Source organism: Cupriavidus sp. USMAA2-4 (assembly GCF_001854305.1).
GTDB lineage: Bacteria > Pseudomonadota > Gammaproteobacteria > Burkholderiales > Burkholderiaceae > Cupriavidus > Cupriavidus malaysiensis.
On sequence record NZ_CP017749.1, the window covers coordinates 326,501 to 342,568 of the forward strand.

Genomic DNA, 16,068 nt, shown 5'->3' on the forward strand with positions numbered 1-16,068 from the left:
CCCGAGCGGCCGCCGAGCTTGTTCTCTTCTATTGATGATGTGTCGCGGCCTGCCTATGGCTTATCACCGGCATGCGGTGATAAGGCGCAATGATACCATCTTCGATACCTGCCAGCAGGAACCGGCCCGTTCCCCCACGCCGCCGGCACCCCGCGCGTGCAGCGCTATCGCTGCCACCCCGCCTCGGGATCGCGCTTCTGGTCGCGATACGTCCACTGCGTTCCGCAGACCTGGCACACGAAGGTGCTGACAGTCAGCGCAGGCCCTCTGGCCGGCTTGATGCGCTGGGTATCCGTGATCCGCAAGGCGGGGTGCCCGGGTGCGCCGAACTTGTGCATTTCCATGGCCTGGCAGGCCGGACAGAGCGTCATATCGCGTCCTTCGTGAGTGATGGGGGCCACGGCCAATGTCCTGGGCAAGGAACGGCCCCTGCCAAGGGTAGCCATCATGAACGGGAAAGCCGGCGCCGCACAGGCGTGACGCTCCATGCGCCCGATCGGACACAGCCGCCGGGGCGAATCCTTGACATTCCATCCACATACAGGTATAAGGAGCGGGCAAGATTTTCAGGCAGTAACTTTGAAGTACTGGGTGCGTAACACACTTCAAGCGTTTCCTCGTTTCTTCCTTGATCGTCATGCTCCGCCAGCGGTTTTTCCTGGCGGAAATTCTTTGAGGAATCCAAACATGGAAACCGGTACCGTCAAGTGGTTCAATGACTCCAAGGGCTTCGGCTTCATCACGCCCGACGCAGGTGGCAACGACCTGTTCGCGCACTTCTCGGAAATCCAAGGCAGCGGCTTCAAGTCGCTCCAGGAAGGCCAGAAGGTCCGCTACGTGGCCGGCGTAGGCCAGAAGGGCCCGGCAGCGACCAAGATCGAAGCGATCTGAGTCTCGCCTCCCAGGCAGAAAAGCCCCGCAATGCGGGGCTTTTTTTGTGCCCGCCGGGATCCCGGTTGGAGCCCGCCGCGAGACGGTCAACGGGCCCGGCTCAAAGACCGGCCGTGCTCATGCCCTCCACCAGGCCGTCGATGATTTCCTCACCGGTCTTGACGGCGGCACGCTTCGCGGCACCCAGGCTCTCCCACTGCGCGACCGGCAGCGCGAAGACCCTGCCATGCTCGGCATTCGGCGGACTGCCTTCGCGGCAGATCACGACCGAGGCGTTGTACGCGCGGTCGGGCCGGGGCTCATGCCATTCCCGCGGCGGCTCGTATGGGTAAACCAGCGGGTAGAGATCGAAGCCCTTGTAGTTGGCGCTCGGGTAGGCATCCACAGCCTTCTCCGGTTGATGGTATGCCCCCACTGTACGCGCATTCCCCACGTTCAGCGGGAATATTTGGCGATCGCCGGCACCGCCCCCCCCCCCCTGGCGGCTGAACGCCGGCACTCGCGAACGACCGACGGCGAACCGCGTGGCTGAGTCAACCGCACCGGCTGCGGTATCGCGCTGGCTCGGTTCGACCGCGCAAGCCCTTCGCTGGCATCCATTGGCGCACGCCGCGCCACTGTGGCCCGCTGCCCGCTGGCGCCAGCCTAGCCGATGCAGGCACCACCCATTGCCTTGGCCCGATGCCCGCGCATCGACCCATCCAGGCCAGTTGCAGCGTCTTGCGCCAGCGACCGCTACTCAGCTCAGGAAAACCTCCATCCTTCGTTTGGAAGGATCGGGGAATGACCATCGATTACCGCAAATTGCCGCCAAATTTCGGTGATTTTGGGAATCGTCCTGTGGAAATCCCTCTCTTGCTGCACCAGCATCTAAGTTGCCTGGGCGCCATCTCTGGTTGACGCCGGCCCGGCTTACGCACGGTGGAGCACCGCCGCATGGGTAGCGACCGCCGCTCGCGCGTTCGCGCGGCGCCGCCCTGCGCCAGGTTTCCCATCCCCCCTTTCCGATCGCTGCGCTTTCCTTCCCTGGAGTCTGACTCATGGGTATGCCTCCGCCTTCTTCCTCCCGCACTGTCAAACTCCGCGGCGACGGCTTGCCGGAAATTCTCGCCCAAGTAGCATTGACCGTTGCCCGCGTACAGGGCTCCGAAGGCATCAACGACCTGTTCACCTATACGGTGGATCTGAAGACGCCTGATGAACGCTGGGGACTCGGGGGACCGGAGGCAAACCTGGACCTGCCGCAGATGCAGGGCCAGGAACTGACGCTGGAGATCGAACTCGACGGCAGCGGCACGGGCCCGAGCGGCGGTTTCGGCGCGGGCGAGCGGGAGATTACAGGAATTGTCACCGAGATCACCGGGCCGATTCCCGAGGGACGACATTTCTTGTATCGGCTGACGCTGCGTCCCTGGCTCTTTCTGGCATCGCTCACCACGGACTACAAGATATTCCAGCAAAAAACGGTGGTCGAAATCCTTGACGAGCTGCTGGCCGACTATTCCTTTCCGGTCGAAAAGCGGCTGGACGTGGCCCGTTACCCCAAGCGGGAATATCAGGTCCAGTACGGCGAGACCGACTATGCGTTCTTCCAGCGCCTGACCGAAGAATGGGGGATCAGCTTCTTCTTCGAGCACTCCAGCGGCCGCCATCGTCTGGTCCTGTCCGACGGCAACGGGGCGTTCCGCCGCGTCGCCAGCCCGGCCTATCACACACTCGAATGGCGCCAGTCTTCCGACCGCGCGGATGCCGAACATCTGTATGCGTTTCATGTGCGCGACCGACTGGTCTCGGGCAGATGGGCAAGCACCGACTATGACTTCGTAAAGCCCCGCGCCGACCTGCATGTGGCGTGCCACGACCCGCGCGACACGGCCCATGCCGACAGCGAGATCTACGCGTATCGCGGCGGCCACGCGCAACCGGCCACCGGTAACGACCCATGGAAGGAGGGCGATATGCTCGCCCGCATCCGCATGGAAGCCATCCGGCAGCACGGCAGCCGCGTGTCCGGGACCGGTAATGTCCGTGCCGTCGTGCCAGGCACGACCTTTGCCCTCAAAGGCTTTGCGCAGACCGCCGCCAATCGTGAGTATCTGGTATTCGCGACGCAGTTGACGCTCGAGGACGTGGGCGAAGTCTCCGGGCAGGGACAATCGTGGCGCTGTGAAGTGCAATTCGACGCGCAATCGACTGCCGAGATTTTCCGCCCCGACCGTACGCGATCCAAACCGCATACGCACGGGCCGCAGACGGCCCTGGTCGTCGGCCCCGAGAATCAGGAGATCTGGGTAGACGAGTTCGGACGGGTCAGGGTGCAGTTCCATTGGGACCGCGTCGGGCAGCGCAACGCCAACAGCTCGTGCTGGGTGCGTACCGCGCAGGCCTGGCAGGGCAACCAGTTCGGCGCAAGCCACCTGCCGCGCATCGGCCAGGAGGTGATTGTCAACTTCCAGTCGGGCGATCCGGACTGCCCCATCATCACCGGCCGCGTGGTGAACCACGTCAACCGGTCGCCGTGGAACCTGCCGGACCAGCACGCGCTGTCGGGCTTTCGCAGCAAGGAGTTGTTCGGCGAACGCCACAACACCTTCCTGCAAGACGACACCCAGGGCCAGATTCAGACACAGCTCGGCAGCGACCATCAGGCCACGATGCTCAGCATGGGCTACATCGTGCGCGTCCCCGGCCATGCGGGACGGCGCGACCAGCGCGGCGAAGGGTACGAGCTGCGCACGGATGCCTGGGGTGTCATGCGTGCCGGCTCGGGCCTGCTGTTGACCACGGAAATGCGCGCGCATGCCGCCAACCATCACAAGGACGTTTCCGAGACGACACAGCGGCTGGCACGCGCGCATGAAATCCACCACGAACTGGGCGACGCCGCGGACCACTTGCACGCGCAGCAGTCCGAGCAGCTGGACGTCGCCCGCGCGCTGCAATCCCAACTCAGCACGCTGAAAGGCCACGGCGAGCAGGGGGAATTCTCGGCGCCGCATCTCGTGGCGGCGAGTCCCGCAGGCATCGCGGTGACAGCCGGGCAGGAGATCCATCTGCACAGCAACTGCCATACGGCGATGACGACGGGCGGACACCTGTCCCTGGCAACGGGCAAGAGCCTGGTAGCCAGCGCCCTGCACCGAATCGTGCTGTTTGCGCGCAAGGCCGGACTGCGCCTGTTTGCCGCCAAGGGCAAGATCGAGATCCAGGCGCAGACCGACGACATCGAGATCATCGCGCAGAAGGTACTGCGCGTGATCAGCGCCATGGACAGCATCGAGATTGCGGCAGCCAAGGAGGTGGTGGTCAATGCCGGCAGCAGCTATCTGCGGCTCAATGCGAACGGCATTGAACACGGCACCACCGGCAGTTGGGCAGCACACGCGGCCAGCCACGCCATGCCCGGGCCGAAGTCCTTGCCACCTCCCCGGCAGATGATGCCCAACGGCATCTGCCTGGAATGCATGACGCTGGCGGCAAGACAAGGAGCAGCGCTGAGCCAGGCGAGCCGCGCCGGATGAAGCGCGGCCCCAGGCGGACAGCCCGCTTGAGAGGCTGGCTGCCACTCGCGCCGTGGCTTCTGTGGCTTGGCTGCGCCGCATCGCCACCCGCGCCGGTGCCATGCATGGCCTGCGCCGCCCAGGCCGCCCAGGCCGCCCAAGCTCGCAGCGCCGTAGCGGCGATGGGCGCGCCACCGATGAGCGCGAAGCCCCCCCTTCTGAAAACGGATTGGAGCCCTCGTGTACTTTGCTGTAGCAGAATCATCGCCACAACTTCCTGGCGAATTGGTAGGCATCTTGCGGCAATGCGCCGAGGCAATGCCGGCATCGCGCCTGTATGCGCTGGTCGATTGCCTGCTCGTCAGGGAGCTGCCGGACCTGTGCCGGCAACACGGCTGGCCGGCGCCGCTCTCCGTCTACGCCGGCTCCCCCGGCTATGACAGCGGCCGCGACTGGGCACCTCATCTGCTGGAATTGCCGCATGACCTGAACCAACTCGCGCAACACACGGCGACACTCGTGTCCCGTTGCAGCGGCCTGCCGGCATTGGGCGTGCTGGTAAGCCGCCATCCGGCTCCCGTCGTACAGGCCCAACTGATGCGCACGGCCGGCATCACGGACGGCAGCGGCAAGCGCTGGCTGTTGCGCTTTGCCGATACCCGTGTCTGGCCTCCCGCGCCCGGATGGCTGAACGCGGAGCAGCAAGCGCACGCCTTCGCGGGAATTGGCGCCTGGATCATCGTCAACCGGCACGGGCAGGCCCAATCCTTCGACGGCGCGCCCGATGCCGAGCCCGCCCGGCCAGACGAACCTGTCGAGGACTTCCGGGTGACCGAACGGCAACTGATCCAACTGTTCGACGTCGGAGAGCCGGACCAGCACCTGGCCAGGATGGCCGAAAACCCCTACCACGCCCAGTTGGCGCGCAGCCCCATCGAACAATACGACACCGTGCATCGGGCATTGGCCACGCTGGACCGGATCGGCATCGATGACGATCAACAGCGCTTTCTCTACGCCCGCTTCGCGGTGCGCTTTGCGGGCGACTGCGAGCAAGACCCCGCCGTGCAGCAAGCACTGCTATGCGCGCGCCACAAGGAAGGCATCCTGTCCGATCTGCTCACACGGCTGCCACGCTGAATGCGAGCCAACATCTTTCGAGGAGACTGTCTTATGCGAAAACGCTGCAAGCTGCTTCTTTCCGCCTTAGCGCTTACCCTGGCATCGACCTGCGCTGGCGCCGCGCCGACTGAGCGAGACAACGAGCGGCCAGCGACACCGCCTTTCGCCGCGGATCCTGGCGACGAGAGCAGGGCTTGCTTCCGCAGCATTGATTTCGTACTCAAAGAAGCCATCAATAGCCGCTTTCAAGACCGGGAAACCCTGGACACCGCGCATAGGCGAATCGAGGAGAAGCAAAGCACGATGCCGACGCCGCCCCAAGTCGCCGCGATGACCAGGAATATCGTGAGCTACGTCTATTCCCCGGATTTCTCCGCGCTCTATCACCCCGACAGCGCGCAGCAGGTGACACAGGAGATCGCAGCGCTCATGACGGTTCAGTTCTGTCAGGGGCGCGCCCGATAGGCATTCCCATGCCCACGTCAGGCAAGCGCAACCAAGCCCGCATGACGTCCGCGTGAACGGCCCATCCAGCGAGGATCCTCACGGCCCTGGAATCGCTCGTCACGAGAACGGTGCCCCGGACGGCCGCATAGGAGAGCCGCATGAATTCCCCCCTTGCCCCGCGTAGTAGGCGGCAACGTCGAGGAATGGCTCTTTCCCGGCGTGCATTCGGATGTCGGCGGCGGCTATGCGCCCGGCAACCAGGGTCGCTCGCGTGGCGGGCACGCATCGCTGCTGTCGCAGATTCCGCTGGTTCACATATATCGGCTGAATGAGGAACGCGATTCTCGCCGCGTCAATCGCCATCCCCTGCGCGTTCACTGACAAGGACTCACCCATGCCACGGCTACACCATCTGATTGCGGTATGCCTCGTCTCCACCTTGCTGACTTCCTGCGCCAGTAACAGCGGCGGCCTGTCTACGCGCGACGCTGACAAGGCCTATATCAACGCCTCCATCGGACCGGTCAACCATACCAGTCAATTTCTCTATGGCTTCACCGTCAATGGCCAATTTGGCGCGAATGCCAGGGCATACGGCGCGGACATCGCGAGTACATGCTGCGTCCGCTTGCCGCGAGTCTGGCGGCCGGGTCTGACGATCGATATCCGGTACGACCTGACACTGGATAACGGAAGTAAGCACAACTGGAAGACCAAGAAAGGGGTCCCGGTCGAGCCCTACACGGAGCCCGGCAGCGTTTATGTGCACTTCTTTCCAGACGACCAAATCCGGGTAGTCGTGACGAATTGGGCCCCCAATGCGGCAGAGCACCCCATTCCCTTTCCGGTGAATCCGAACAAGAAACGCGGAGGGAGGAGCCAATGAGCCAACCCATTCAGAGTGCGAGCATTCTCTCGCAGTATGCACCGGCGGCCGACTATTGCAAGCTGACGCTTGAGGAAGAAGATCACCTGATCGACACCTTCCCGGAGGCACTGTGTTCTCGGAATGGAACCGAGCCAAATTGCCATCATATTGTCAACGTCGGACTGTTCTTCGACGGCACGAACAACAACAAGGAACGAGACTACGACAAGCTGGAAGCTAGCCCCGAAGAACGATGCCACAGCAACATTGTCCGGCTGCTTCTGGCGTACCCCGACATGACGGAGAACCTGCCGGAGAACTCGAATCAGTATTACCGCCACTACATCCCAGGCGTCGGCACACCGTTCAAGGAGATCGGCGAGCATCAGGAAACGACAGAAGGCAAGGCGTTCGCCAAGGGCGGACAGGCCCGCATCCTCTGGGCGGTCTTGCAGGTCTACAACGCCGTGCATCTCTGCGTCTACGGTCGCCCGATGCTCACCGATGAGGAAATGGCCGCCCTCATCCAGGACTACGAAGCCAAGGTCGATCAAGGGAAACGCCCCGATCCGGCGTCTGCCCCACTGAAGCGCCACGAGTGGTTCAAGCCGTTGTCGGACCGGCTGTCGCAGAAGCTGCGCGAGCGCCTGCTCGCCAAGCCGACGCCGAGCGTGCCCAAGGTGACGCTCTCGGTGTTCGGCTTCTCGCGCGGTGCGGTCGAGGCCCGTGCCTTCTGCTACTGGTATCGGGATACGCTGCAGGACGGCAAGTTCCTGGGCGCCATCGATACGGAAATCCGGTTCCTGGGCCTGTTCGATTCGGTCGCCTCGGTGGGCGCGTCGGCGTCTTTGCACGAGCAGTTCGCCCTCTGGATGTTCAGCGGCCATTGCAGTTGGGCGGCGGAAATCCTGCTGCCCCTGCCCGCCCTCGTCACGAAGACGGTGCACCTGATGGCCGCGCACGAGAACCGCATGAATTTCCCCCTGACCCGCGTGGTCGGCGGCAACGTCGAGGAATGGCTCTTTCCCGGCGTGCATTCGGATGTCGGCGGCGGCTATGCGCCCGGCAACCAGGGACGCTCGCGTGGCGGGCACGCAGCGCTGCTGTCGCAGATTCCACTGGTTCGCACGTATCGGCTGAATGAGGAACGCGATTCTCGCCGCGTCTATCGCCATCCCCTGCGCGTTCACTGACAAGGACTCACCCATGCCACGGCTACACCATCTGATTGCGGCATGCCTCACCTCTTGCTTGCTGGCTTCCTGCGCCAGCAGCAGCGGCGGCCTGTCTACGCGCGACGCTGACAAGCGCTATATCAATGCCTCCCTCGGGGGCGTCAACCACACGGGGCAATACCTGTATGAGTTCTCCGTGAACGGCCAATTCGGCGGCAACGCAAGCAAGTACGGTGGCGGAAATGCGGGCGTGTGCTGTGTGCGACTGCCTCGTGTCTGGCGGCCGGGATTGACGGTCGATATCCAGTATGACCTGTTGATCAATGACGGGAAGGATGACAACTGGAAGACCAAGAAAGGGGTCCCGGTCGAGTCCTACACCGAACCAGGCGACGTATATGTGCACTTCTTCCCCAATGACGAGATTCGTGTCGTCGTGTCGAACCCCGGCCCAAGAAGCACGCTGCATCCGATTCCATATCCCACCCGCCCATACGATCCGACGGGAGACAAGCGTCAATGAGTCAATCCGTTCAGAGCCCAAGCATTACCACGCAATACGCACCGGCGGCTAACTATTGCAAGCTGACGCTTGAGGAAGACGATCAACTGATACTGAAAAGGAATCCTCCATGCCACGGCTACACCATCTGATTGCTGCATGCCTCACCTCTTGCTTGCTGGCTTCCTGCGCCAGTAACAGCGGCGGCCTGTCTACGCGCGACGATGACAAGCGCTATATCAACGCCGCCATCGGACCGGTCAACCATACCGGTCAATTTCTCTATGGCTTCACCGTCAATGGCCAATTTGGCGCGAATGCCAGGGCATACGGCGCGGATATCGCGAGTACATGCTGCGTCCGCTTGCCGCGAGTCTGGCGGCCGGGTCTGACGATCGATATCCGGTACGACTTGACACTGGATAACGGAAGTAAGCACAACTGGAAAACCAAGAAAGGGGTCCCGGTCGAGTCCTACACCGAACCAGGCGACGTATATGTGCACTTCTTCCCCAACGACGAGATTCGTGTCGTCGTGTCGAACCCCGGCCCAAGAAGCACGCTGCATCCGATTCCGTATCCCACCCGCCCATACGATCCGACGGGAGACAAGCGTCAATGAGTCAATCCGTTCAGAGCCCAAGCATTGTCACGCAATACGCACCAGTGGCTGACTATTGCAAGCTAACGCTTGAGGAAGAAGATCACCTGGTCAACACCTTCCCGGAGGCACTGCTTTTCCGGAAAGGGGGGGAGCCGAATTGCCATCATGCCGTCAACGTCGGACTGTTCTTCGACGGCACGAACAACAACAAGGAACGAGACTACGACAAGCTGGAAGATAACCCCGAAGAACGATGCCACAGCAACATTGTCCGGCTGTTTCTGGCATACCCCGACATCACGGAGAACCTGCCGGAGAACTCGAATCAGTATTACCGCCACTACATCCCAGGCGTCGGCACACCGTTCAAGGAGATCGGCGAGCATCAGGAAACGACAGACGGCAAGGCGTTCGCCAAGGGCGGACAGGCCCGCATCCTCTGGGCGGTCTTGCAAGTCTATAACGCCGTGCATCGCACAGTATTTGACGATCAACCGATGCTCCGAAGAGAGGAAATGGCCGCCCTCATCCAGGACTACGAAGCCAAAGTCGATCAAGGGAAACGCCCCGATCCAGCGTCTGCCCCACTGAAGCGCCACGAGTGGTTCAAGCCGTTGTCGGACCGGCTGTCGCAGAAGCTGCGCGAGCGCCTGCTCGCCAAGCCGACGCCGAGCGTGCCCAAGGTGACGCTCTCGGTGTTCGGCTTCTCGCGCGGCGCGGTCGAGGCCCGTGCCTTCTGCTACTGGTATCGGGATACGCTGCAGGATGGCAAGTTCCTGGGCGCCATCGATACGGAAATCCAGTTCCTGGGCCTGTTCGATTCGGTGGCCTCGGTGGGCGCGTCGGCGTCTTTGCACGAGCAGTTCGCTCTCTGGATGTTCAGCGGCCATTGCAGCTGGGCGGCGGAAATCCTGCTGCCCCTGCCCGCCCTCGTCACGAAGACGGTGCACCTGATGGCCGCGCACGAGAACCGCATGAATTTCCCCCTGACCCGCGTGGTCGGCGGCAACGTCGAGGAATGGCTCTTTCCCGGCGTGCATTCGGATGTCGGCGGCGGCTACGCGCCCGGCAACCAGGGTCGCTCGCGTGGCGGGCACGCAGCGCTGCTGTCGCAGATTCCGCTGCTTCACATGTATCGGGCGGCACTGGTCCATGGTGTGCCGTTTGTGCGATTCGACAAGCTGGAGCCGGTTGTCCGCGAAGACTTCGAGGTTGACCCCGGCGTGTTCTCGGCCTTCAACCTCTACATGCAGCGCCTGCGTGCGGATGGGGTAACCGATTTCCGCAAGGTCTACCTCAAGCACATGCGGCTCTATTACCGCTGGCGCTCGCGGATGCTGCACACGCCACAGGGATCGATTTCGCAGCACGCGGCCACGGCGCAGGACAAGCAGGATCTGGAGGAATCGAATGAGAATCTGCAATGGGACCTGCGGGTGATGCATTCGCGCGCCGACGACAACGCGCATATCTACGGCAACCGTAACGTGCTCCTGTCCCCGGCCGAGCGCGCCGGGGCGAGCCAGATGCAGGTCCTGTACGCGGACAACGGGATCCCGCTGACGCCGTGGGAGCATTGGGCGAAAGACATCTTCGCTGCCCCCCTGGAAAACCACCAGCGTCCCCATTGGACGGAGGCTGTCCTGTTCGAGCACTATGTGCACGATTCGCTGGCCGGCTTCTATCTCGCGGGGGCCGTGACCCGGTATGACAAGGAGCAGGACTTCGAGGACATGTGCAAGGCAAAGGCCGGCGGAAAGCGCTTGAACCCGTTCTGGCAACGCCTTTATGAGCAGAACCGGCATTATGCGGATGCCCGCATCGCGTCCCTCCGCAACGGTACCGCATTGCCCAAAGACGGCGACCAGTACGAACTGGACTATCCGCTCATGCGGGACGACGATGCCCCGGCGATGCGGGTCGCGGTCATTCGGCTGGTGACCAGCAGCCGGCGCGAAGGCGGCGGGTATTTCCGGCAACGCTGGGTGTACATGCCGAAAGCGGGCGATGCCGATAACGAAACGCGAGACATGGACCCGCGGCAGGGGGAAGCGCATCCGTGACGCATCCGGCTGATGCGCATGGAGCAGGAGGCGCAGCGCGCAGCATGGCCAGCCCCTCCACCTCTGCAAACGTTTCGATCCGAAACATCGCGGCCCATCAGTCCGCGATACGCTCACTGTGTTGCCGCAACCACGGCAACCGGGATTGGCGTCCCGACCACGTAGACGGCCGCGAGCACGCGGCCGGATCTTGCAATCGCCCTGGAGGACGCCCATGCCCGAACCCACCCGCCAGACCCTGGCCGCCGAACGCAGCGGCCCCGACCTCTACCTGACCACGCGCTTCCCGCTGGAAACCCCGCTGAGCGTGGCCGAGCAGAAGGCCGCGCAACTGCATGCGCTGCTGCGCCTGCTGTGCGAGCAGGCGCCGGGCGATGGCGGCCCCGACGCCGGCGATGACTGCGCGCAGCACAGCGCGCTGTCGCTCGCGGCCGAGCTGGCGCACCAGACCCTGGTATTCAGCGAGATGGCGCTACGGCACGCGCCGCAGACCGCCGGCATCGGCTAGCAAGAACACAGCAAAGCGGCCGGCATGGCCGGCCGCGCTGGCGACGCTCCGCTGGCCAGGGCTCGACCCGACGCCCTGGCACCATTCGCTCAGGTCTTACAGCACGGTCAGGCGCACGTCGATATTGCCGCGCGTGGCGTTGGAATAGGGGCAGACGGTGTGCGCCTTGTCCACCAGCGCCTGGGCGACGTCGCGCTCCAGGCCCGGCAGCGCGATGCGCAGGTCGACCTCGATGCCGAAGCCGGTCGGGATCGCGCCGATGCCGACGTTGCCGGTGATCGCGACATCCTTGGGCAGCGCCACCTTGTCGCGCGCGGCGACGAATTTCAGCGCGCCGAGGAAACAGGCCGAATAGCCGGCCGCGAACAGTTGCTCGGGGTTGGTGCCATCACCACCGGCGCCGCCGAGTTCGCGCGGCGTGGACAGCTTGACTTCCAACGCGCCGTCGGACGAGACGGCGCGGCCGTCGCGGCCTCCGGTGGCGGTGGCTTCGGCGCGGTAGAGGACTTTTTCGATCGACATGACAGGACTCCTGCTTGGGTTGTGATGGGCGGGCCGACAGGCTTCCGCCGGAATTTTCATACGATTAAATCGCACACTACTTATTTGCCGCAGCGACACCAGGGAAAGACTCCAGCCCCCAATTCCGCACAGGCCATCAGCAAAATCAGCAAAGGCGATCCGCTGCCGCTCGGGATCCCCTCGGATCCCTGCGCCGTCGCGCTCGCCATGGAGAGGAATATAGATCGTGCACGATTTAATTGCAAGCTACTTTTTACCAATGAAGGCAACCGGATCATTTGTCCGATGCGTCACTCCCTGGCGACAGGAGTCGCTCACGTAGCGCCCCGATCAGCACTTTTTCGCGCCAGCCAACGATTTTCATCTGTCCTTGTCGATTTCCGCCTGCCTCCTTCGTCGTACCATCAGAGCCGCCCGCCACGCGAGAACCGCAGAAGGAGGGCAGGCTCCCCCTATGTCCCCGATCCCAACAGGAGAGAACAATGCGAGTCATGGTGATAGTGAAGGCAAGCGCCGAATCGGAAGCCGGCGAGATGCCCAGCACGGAGCTGCTGGAGGCCATGGGCAAGTTCAATGAGGAACTGGTCAAGGCCGGCATCATGCAGGCCGGCGAGGGCCTGCAGCCCAGCGTGCGCGGCAAGCGGGTGCGCTTCTCGGGCAAGGAGCGCACGGTGATCGACGGCCCCTTCGCCGAGACCAAGGAACTGATTGCCGGCTTCTGGCTGTGGCAGGTCAAGTCGATGGAGGAAGCGGTGGAGTGGGTCAAGCGCTGCCCCAACCCGATGGAAAGCGAATCGGAGATCGAGATCCGCCCGCTGTTCGGCATGGAGGACTTCGGCGATGCCATGACGCCGGAACTGCGCGAGCAGGAAGCGCGGCTGCGCGCCCAGACCCCGGGTCGATAAGCGCGGCGGCGGCGCGCGCGCCCTACCCTGCTTCCGCAGCGCGGCCCGGTCGGCTCACCCGGCCGGACCGCGCCGCCCTTCATTCGTACTGCTTGCCCAGCGCCAGCATCCCTGGCGTGCCGATGACATCGTTGAGCGCCGCGAAGGACAGCATCTTGTCCAGGTAAGGCGTGGTGGTACCGTGCGCGCCAAGGCTCTGCAGGTAGTCGCGCAGCGCGAAGCTCAACGCGCGCACCGTGCCACCGGGGAAGATCACCAGGCGGAAGCCGATCGCCTGCAGCTCGGCCGCGGACAGCACCGGCGTCTTGCCGCCTTCGACCATATTGGCCAGCAGCGGCGCGCGGCCGCCCAGGCGGGCGATGGCCGCGCCCATGTCTTCGCGGCTGCGCAGCGCTTCCACGAACAACACGTCGGCGCCGGCCTCCGCGTAGCGCTCGGCACGCGCCAGCGCCGCCTCCATGCCTTCCACCGCGACCGCGTCGGTGCGCGCCACGATCAGCGTGTCGGCATCGCGGCGCGCATCGCAGGCGGCGCGGATCTTGCCGGCCATTTCCGCCGCCGGGATCAGCGTCTTGCCGTCGAGGTGCCCGCAGCGCTTGGGCATGGCCTGGTCTTCCAGCTGGATGGCCGAGGCGCCGGCACGCTCCAGCACGCGCACGGTCTGCATCACGTTGAGCGCATTGCCGAAGCCGGTGTCGGCATCGACGATCAGGGGCAGGGCCACGCGCTCGCGGATATGGCGCATGACCGAGGCCACGTCGTCGAGCGAGAGCAGGCCGATATCGGGCCGCCCGAGGCGCGTGTAGGCGATGCTGGCGCCGGACAGGTAGGCGGCCTCGAAGCCGGCCTGCTCGACCAGCAGCGCCGACAAGGCGTCATAGACACCGGGGGCGGTGACGATGTCGGGGCGTTGCAGTCGTTGCTTCAGAGTCATGAAAGGTCCTGGTGAGTGGATGACGTCTGCCCGTGGCACATGGCCGGGCGTGGCGTGGCGTGGCGTGGCGTGGCGTGGCCGGCACTGTAGCGCGAAGCCGCCATCGGCGCACCCTGTCCCGGCATGGCCGGCCGCTGCCGTTCCCGCCACCGGCAACTGGTGGACTAGAATGCAAGCAACGCCCGGACCACCCCAGGATCCGGCCGCAGGCCCCTCCACCACGCGGCCTGCCCCTCAGGACCCCCGCCATGCTGATCTTCCGCCAACTCTTCGACCAGACCTCCTCCACCTATACCTACCTGCTCGGCGACAGCGCCAGCGGCGAGGCGGTGCTGATCGATCCCGTCTTCGAGCAGGCCCGCCGCGACCTGGCCTTGATCGCCGAACTGGGCCTGCGCCTGCAGTGGACGGTCGACACCCACGTGCATGCCGACCATGTGACCGGCGCCTGGCTGCTCAAGCAGCATGCCGGCAGCCGCATCGCCATCTCCGCGGCCAGCGGCGCCGAAGGCGCCGACCGCTACCTGCAGGACGGCGACACCGTCGCCTTCGGCCCGCGCCACCTGCTGGTGCGCGCCACGCCCGGGCATACCAACGGCTGCATCAGCCTGGTGCTCGACGACGAGAGCATGGCCTTCACCGGCGACTGCCTGCTGATCCGCGGCACCGGCCGCACCGACTTCCAGCAGGGCAACGCCAACGCCCTGTTCCACGCGGTGCAGGACAAGCTCTTCACGCTGCCCGACGCCTGCCTGCTGTACCCGGCGCACGACTACCGCGGCCTCACCGTCACCAGCGTCGGCGAAGAACGGCGCTTCAACCCGCGCCTGGGCGGCGAACTGTGCGAGAGCGACTTCGTCGGCTATGTCAGCAACCTGCGCCTGCCCCATCCCCGCCAGATCGACATCGCGGTGCCGGCCAACCTGCAGTGCGGCGCCGCCGCCAGCGCTCCGTCCCAGCAGGCCGAGCCGGTCTGGGCGCCGCTCAGCTATACCTTCGCCGGCATCTGGGAGCTCCAGCCGCAATGGCTGGAGGAACACCTGGAAGCGCCACAGATCATCGATGTGCGCGAACCCGCCGAATTCGACGGCCCGCTGGGGCGCATCCCCCACGCCCGCCTGATCCCGCTCGGCGACCTTGCCGCGCGCAGCGGCGAGATCGCGCCGGAGCGTCCGGTCGTCACCGTCTGCCGCGCGGGCGGCCGCTCGGCCCAGGCCACCGTGATCCTGCGGCAGGCAGGCTTCGAGTCGGTGGCCAATCTCGCCGGCGGCATGCTGCGCTGGCGGGCCGAGGGACGGGTGGTGGAGAACGCAGGCGTGTAGGCGGCGGCTGTCACCCCGGCGGCGATGGCAAGGCCGCTCGCGCGGCCCGTCCGGCCAAGCCGCCCGGCGAACGGATGACGCGCCGGCTGCCGAAGCGCCGGGGCGCCTCGCTACAATGCCCTCACCTGGACTTATCCCACTTGACGGTGAGAATCGACCATCCGCCCTCTTCCGGCCTCCCCGGCATCCTGCTGCGCCAGATCGAACCCATCGACATGGCCGCGTGGTACGCCTACCTGAGCCTGCCCGAGGTCTATGAGCACACCAGCTGGAACCTGCACGCCGCGGCGGACCTGGCGCCGCAGTTCGAGGACTTCGCCTCCGCCGCGCCGGACTCGATCCGCCGCATGGCCATCGTCGACCAAGCGACGGCCGGGGTGATCGGCACCATCGGCTTTCATACGGTGTCGACGGCCAACCGCACGGCGGAGATCGCCTATGACCTGTCGCCTGCGTACTGGGGCCGAGGCATCGCCCGCGCCGTCTGCGCCTCGGTCACCGCGTGGTCCTTTTCCCACTACGGCTTCCAGCGCGTGCAGGCGGTAGTCTTGCGCAGCAATGCCCGCTCGGCGCGCGTGCTCGCCGCCTGCGGCTACCGCTGCGAGGGCTTGCTGCGGTCCTATCGGATGGTGCGGGGCCGGCCCGGCGACTTCTCCATCTACTCGCGGCTGGCCACAGACCCGGCCTGACCCGTGGACCCGCGGG

At 64.7% G+C, this 16,068-nt stretch carries 17 protein-coding genes; 13 read left to right on the forward strand and 4 right to left on the reverse strand.

Annotation, left to right across the window (positions count from 1 at the left end; genetic code table 11):
• Positions 1-164: 164 nt before the first annotated feature.
• The gene (locus BKK79_RS21580; protein WP_071022330.1) at positions 165-371 is read right to left on the reverse strand and encodes a hypothetical protein; all 207 of its coding nucleotides are present in this window, start codon (positions 369-371) and stop codon (positions 165-167) included.
• Positions 372-687: 316 nt separating this feature from the next.
• On the opposite strand from BKK79_RS21580, the gene BKK79_RS21585 reads away from it, so the two are divergent.
• A complete protein-coding gene (locus tag BKK79_RS21585) occupies positions 688-891 on the forward strand; it encodes a cold-shock protein (protein ID WP_071018814.1) in 204 nt (67 codons plus the stop codon).
• A gap of 100 nt (positions 892-991) precedes the next feature.
• On the opposite strand, the gene BKK79_RS21590 is transcribed toward BKK79_RS21585, so the two are convergent.
• Complete coding sequence (locus tag BKK79_RS21590; RefSeq protein WP_071018812.1) at positions 992-1,276, reverse strand: hypothetical protein; 285 nt, start codon at positions 1,274-1,276, stop codon at positions 992-994.
• A gap of 655 nt (positions 1,277-1,931) precedes the next feature.
• Between BKK79_RS21590 and BKK79_RS21595 the strand changes: the two genes are divergently transcribed.
• The 9 genes from BKK79_RS21595 (at position 1,932) to BKK79_RS21630 (ending at position 11,680) form a co-directional block, all read left to right on the forward strand.
• Entirely contained in the window at positions 1,932-4,412 is a 2,481-nt protein-coding gene (locus tag BKK79_RS21595; protein ID WP_071038744.1) for a type VI secretion system Vgr family protein, read from the forward strand.
• Positions 4,413-4,709: 297 nt separating this feature from the next.
• The gene (locus tag BKK79_RS21600) at positions 4,710-5,531 is read left to right on the forward strand and encodes a DUF4123 domain-containing protein (RefSeq protein WP_071038745.1); all 822 of its coding nucleotides are present in this window, start codon (positions 4,710-4,712) and stop codon (positions 5,529-5,531) included.
• Between the two features lie 33 nt (positions 5,532-5,564).
• A complete protein-coding gene (locus BKK79_RS21605) occupies positions 5,565-5,978 on the forward strand; it encodes a hypothetical protein (RefSeq protein WP_071038746.1) in 414 nt (137 codons plus the stop codon).
• A 376-nt stretch (positions 5,979-6,354) separates the two neighbouring features.
• Positions 6,355-6,846, forward strand: coding sequence for a DUF3304 domain-containing protein (locus BKK79_RS39210; RefSeq protein ID WP_198173384.1), 492 nt, complete (start codon positions 6,355-6,357; stop codon positions 6,844-6,846).
• Positions 6,843-8,021: a T6SS phospholipase effector Tle1-like catalytic domain-containing protein gene (locus tag BKK79_RS21615; protein WP_071038748.1), complete on the forward strand. Its 1,179-nt coding sequence runs from the start codon at positions 6,843-6,845 to the stop codon at positions 8,019-8,021. Before BKK79_RS39210 ends, BKK79_RS21615 begins: the two co-directional genes overlap by 4 nt.
• 13 nt (positions 8,022-8,034) lie before the next feature.
• Positions 8,035-8,526, forward strand: coding sequence for a DUF3304 domain-containing protein (locus tag BKK79_RS39215; RefSeq protein ID WP_198173385.1), 492 nt, complete (start codon positions 8,035-8,037; stop codon positions 8,524-8,526).
• Positions 8,527-8,635: 109 nt separating this feature from the next.
• Positions 8,636-9,127, forward strand: coding sequence for a DUF3304 domain-containing protein (locus BKK79_RS39220; RefSeq protein ID WP_084085020.1), 492 nt, complete (start codon positions 8,636-8,638; stop codon positions 9,125-9,127).
• A complete protein-coding gene (locus tag BKK79_RS21625) occupies positions 9,124-11,172 on the forward strand; it encodes a T6SS phospholipase effector Tle1-like catalytic domain-containing protein (RefSeq protein WP_084085022.1) in 2,049 nt (682 codons plus the stop codon). The genes BKK79_RS39220 and BKK79_RS21625 overlap by 4 nt, the downstream gene beginning before the upstream one ends.
• A gap of 214 nt (positions 11,173-11,386) precedes the next feature.
• Entirely contained in the window at positions 11,387-11,680 is a 294-nt protein-coding gene (locus tag BKK79_RS21630) for a hypothetical protein (RefSeq protein ID WP_071038751.1), read from the forward strand.
• A gap of 96 nt (positions 11,681-11,776) precedes the next feature.
• On the opposite strand, the gene BKK79_RS21635 is transcribed toward BKK79_RS21630, so the two are convergent.
• A complete protein-coding gene (locus tag BKK79_RS21635; protein WP_071018809.1) occupies positions 11,777-12,202 on the reverse strand; it encodes an organic hydroperoxide resistance protein in 426 nt (141 codons plus the stop codon).
• Between the two features lie 482 nt (positions 12,203-12,684).
• On the opposite strand from BKK79_RS21635, the gene BKK79_RS21640 reads away from it, so the two are divergent.
• Positions 12,685-13,107 (forward strand): YciI family protein, encoded by a 423-nt coding sequence (locus BKK79_RS21640; RefSeq protein WP_071018807.1) that lies wholly within the window; start codon positions 12,685-12,687, stop codon positions 13,105-13,107.
• A 79-nt stretch (positions 13,108-13,186) separates the two neighbouring features.
• On the opposite strand, the gene BKK79_RS21645 is transcribed toward BKK79_RS21640, so the two are convergent.
• A complete protein-coding gene (locus BKK79_RS21645; protein WP_071038752.1) occupies positions 13,187-14,041 on the reverse strand; it encodes an isocitrate lyase/PEP mutase family protein in 855 nt (284 codons plus the stop codon).
• Between the two features lie 251 nt (positions 14,042-14,292).
• On the opposite strand from BKK79_RS21645, the gene BKK79_RS21650 reads away from it, so the two are divergent.
• Both BKK79_RS21650 and BKK79_RS21655 read left to right on the forward strand, forming a co-directional pair.
• Positions 14,293-15,363 carry an MBL fold metallo-hydrolase gene (locus BKK79_RS21650; protein ID WP_071022325.1) on the forward strand — a complete coding sequence of 357 codons (1,071 nt, stop codon included), beginning with the start codon at positions 14,293-14,295 and terminating at the stop codon, positions 15,361-15,363.
• 146 nt (positions 15,364-15,509) lie between these two features.
• Entirely contained in the window at positions 15,510-16,052 is a 543-nt protein-coding gene (locus BKK79_RS21655; protein WP_071040279.1) for a GNAT family N-acetyltransferase, read from the forward strand.
• Positions 16,053-16,068 lie beyond the last annotated feature (16 nt).

Excerpts from the sequence above, each read along its gene's own strand:
- BKK79_RS21600 (WP_071038745.1), top strand. The coding sequence starts at position 4,710 with ATGCCGGCATCGCGCCTGTATGCGCTGGTCGATTGCCTGCTCGTCAGG.
- BKK79_RS21640 (WP_071018807.1), top strand. The coding sequence starts at position 12,685 with ATGCGAGTCATGGTGATAGTGAAGGCAAGCGCCGAATCGGAAGCCGGC.
- BKK79_RS21625 (WP_084085022.1), top strand. The coding sequence starts at position 9,124 with ATGAGTCAATCCGTTCAGAGCCCAAGCATTGTCACGCAATACGCACCA.
- BKK79_RS39220 (WP_084085020.1), top strand. The coding sequence starts at position 8,636 with ATGCCACGGCTACACCATCTGATTGCTGCATGCCTCACCTCTTGCTTG.
- BKK79_RS21585 (WP_071018814.1), top strand. The coding sequence starts at position 688 with ATGGAAACCGGTACCGTCAAGTGGTTCAATGACTCCAAGGGCTTCGGC.
- BKK79_RS21630 (WP_071038751.1), top strand. The coding sequence starts at position 11,387 with ATGCCCGAACCCACCCGCCAGACCCTGGCCGCCGAACGCAGCGGCCCC.
- BKK79_RS21595 (WP_071038744.1), top strand. The coding sequence starts at position 1,932 with ATGGGTATGCCTCCGCCTTCTTCCTCCCGCACTGTCAAACTCCGCGGC.
- BKK79_RS39210 (WP_198173384.1), top strand. The coding sequence starts at position 6,355 with ATGCCACGGCTACACCATCTGATTGCGGTATGCCTCGTCTCCACCTTG.
- BKK79_RS21615 (WP_071038748.1), top strand. The coding sequence starts at position 6,843 with ATGAGCCAACCCATTCAGAGTGCGAGCATTCTCTCGCAGTATGCACCG.
- BKK79_RS21605 (WP_071038746.1), top strand. The coding sequence starts at position 5,565 with ATGCGAAAACGCTGCAAGCTGCTTCTTTCCGCCTTAGCGCTTACCCTG.
- BKK79_RS21645 (WP_071038752.1), bottom strand. The coding sequence starts at position 14,041 with ATGACTCTGAAGCAACGACTGCAACGCCCCGACATCGTCACCGCCCCC.
- BKK79_RS21635 (WP_071018809.1), bottom strand. The coding sequence starts at position 12,202 with ATGTCGATCGAAAAAGTCCTCTACCGCGCCGAAGCCACCGCCACCGGA.
- BKK79_RS21580 (WP_071022330.1), bottom strand. The coding sequence starts at position 371 with ATGACGCTCTGTCCGGCCTGCCAGGCCATGGAAATGCACAAGTTCGGC.
- BKK79_RS39215 (WP_198173385.1), top strand. The coding sequence starts at position 8,035 with ATGCCACGGCTACACCATCTGATTGCGGCATGCCTCACCTCTTGCTTG.